Genomic DNA, 1337 nt, shown 5'->3' with positions numbered 1-1337 from the left:
AGACGCGGGCGTAGCCGATGAGGGGCATGGGTCAATCTCCCCAAGGCCGGCCGACTGGCCATTTTCCAAGACTGGTCTGTTCGTCAGCGGCGGCCAGAAAGACTGGCATCAGAAATGAGGCGATCGACGGGATAATTTGGTTCAGCGGCTCCCGCGCCATCGCGACCTCGGTGCGCGGAAGGAAGGCTTGCCACTGCGTTTGCTGCACCGGATCCGCGGCGAAGGTCTCTGAAAGTCCGAATAGAATTTCGATCGGCGGCGTTGTTCCGCGGCGCTCGGGGTTGCCGGCGCCGAGAAGATCGAGGTCGCCGGTCGCGCGATAAGGCGTCGGCTCCCACAGGCTGAAGGGGATAGCGCCTATCAGGATGAACCGTTCTCGATGCTCCGAAACGCTCAACCGATACAGGAACTTTTCGATCGCGTAGCGGGTGAGGATCAGCTGAACATTCTCATCGGCGACCCGCGCACGCTGGGTCAGGCGGTCTCGTAACGAGGCCGGGAGATTTTTGAGCGGCTCTCGTGTCACGAAAGCGCCGCCAGATAGGGTCGCATGACATTCTGGACGCGATCGATGGCGGCATAGCGCCAGATTTCGTCGCGCGTGGCCCGCTTTTTCGTCAGACAGTCCCGTAGCGCCTCGATAGCCACGTCGAGGCCGATTTTGCTGCGATATTTGAAACAGTCAGCCACTGTTTTCGCGGGCGATGTAATGGGGACGACTACCCGATCGACGAGCTGCTGCTCGACGCCGGCCTTCAGCGCCTCACCGCTGGCGCGAAGAATCTTCAGTGTGACCGGCGGTCGCCTCGGCGCCCATGCCTTTGAGGGCAGGAGCATCCAGACCTGGGACGGAAGCTGGGTCGTCAGCTCATGATATTGGAGCGCCGACAGCAGTCCGATGACCCCGGAGGGAACGGCTTTGGCGGCCTCGGCGAGACTATGGTGTGCGCTGATTTGGCCGCCCGCGAGTGCATAGAGGCCCCTTCCGGGTTGCGTGAGCAGTCCCTCGTCTCGGAGGCGTTGAAGGTAGATGCGCGGGACTCCTGCTGCTTCGAAATCCCGCGAACGAGCAATCCCACGGTCGCGAGCGACGGCGAGAACGAGTTCCCTGAGGTTTTTGGCCTGGATCGCGGGCGTCAGGTGCATTTGTCAGGTTGGTATCACGAAACACCTAGAATTTGCAACATATGTTGCAGAATTGTAGGACATTACAAATCGGTCGTTTAAAAACACAGCCGAAGGTCGAAGTTTGCCGCCGCGACATAGGCCCGAGCAGGAGAAAGGCCCGAAAAGCCGCCCTTTTCGTCGATCTGCGGGCCGAAAGCCCGCCTCCAGAG

General features: G+C 60.7%; 2 protein-coding genes. Both read right to left on the bottom strand.

Annotated features, from left to right (window positions below):
* Positions 1-31: 31 nt before the first annotated feature.
* Entirely contained in the window at positions 32-526 is a 495-nt protein-coding gene (locus A1351_RS06705) for a nucleotidyl transferase AbiEii/AbiGii toxin family protein (protein WP_157096137.1), read from the bottom strand.
* A complete protein-coding gene (locus tag A1351_RS06700) occupies positions 523-1146 on the bottom strand; it encodes a type IV toxin-antitoxin system AbiEi family antitoxin domain-containing protein (protein ID WP_064032568.1) in 624 nt (207 codons plus the stop codon). The genes A1351_RS06705 and A1351_RS06700 overlap by 4 nt, the downstream gene beginning before the upstream one ends.
* Positions 1147-1337: the final 191 nt, after the last annotated feature.

Source organism: Methylosinus sp. R-45379, assembly GCF_001644125.1.
Lineage (GTDB): Bacteria > Pseudomonadota > Alphaproteobacteria > Rhizobiales > Beijerinckiaceae > Methylosinus.
This window is presented reverse-complemented; position numbering and strand designations above follow the sequence as displayed.

Excerpts from the sequence above, each read along its gene's own strand:
- A1351_RS06700 (WP_064032568.1), bottom strand. The coding sequence starts at position 1,146 with ATGCACCTGACGCCCGCGATCCAGGCCAAAAACCTCAGGGAACTCGTT.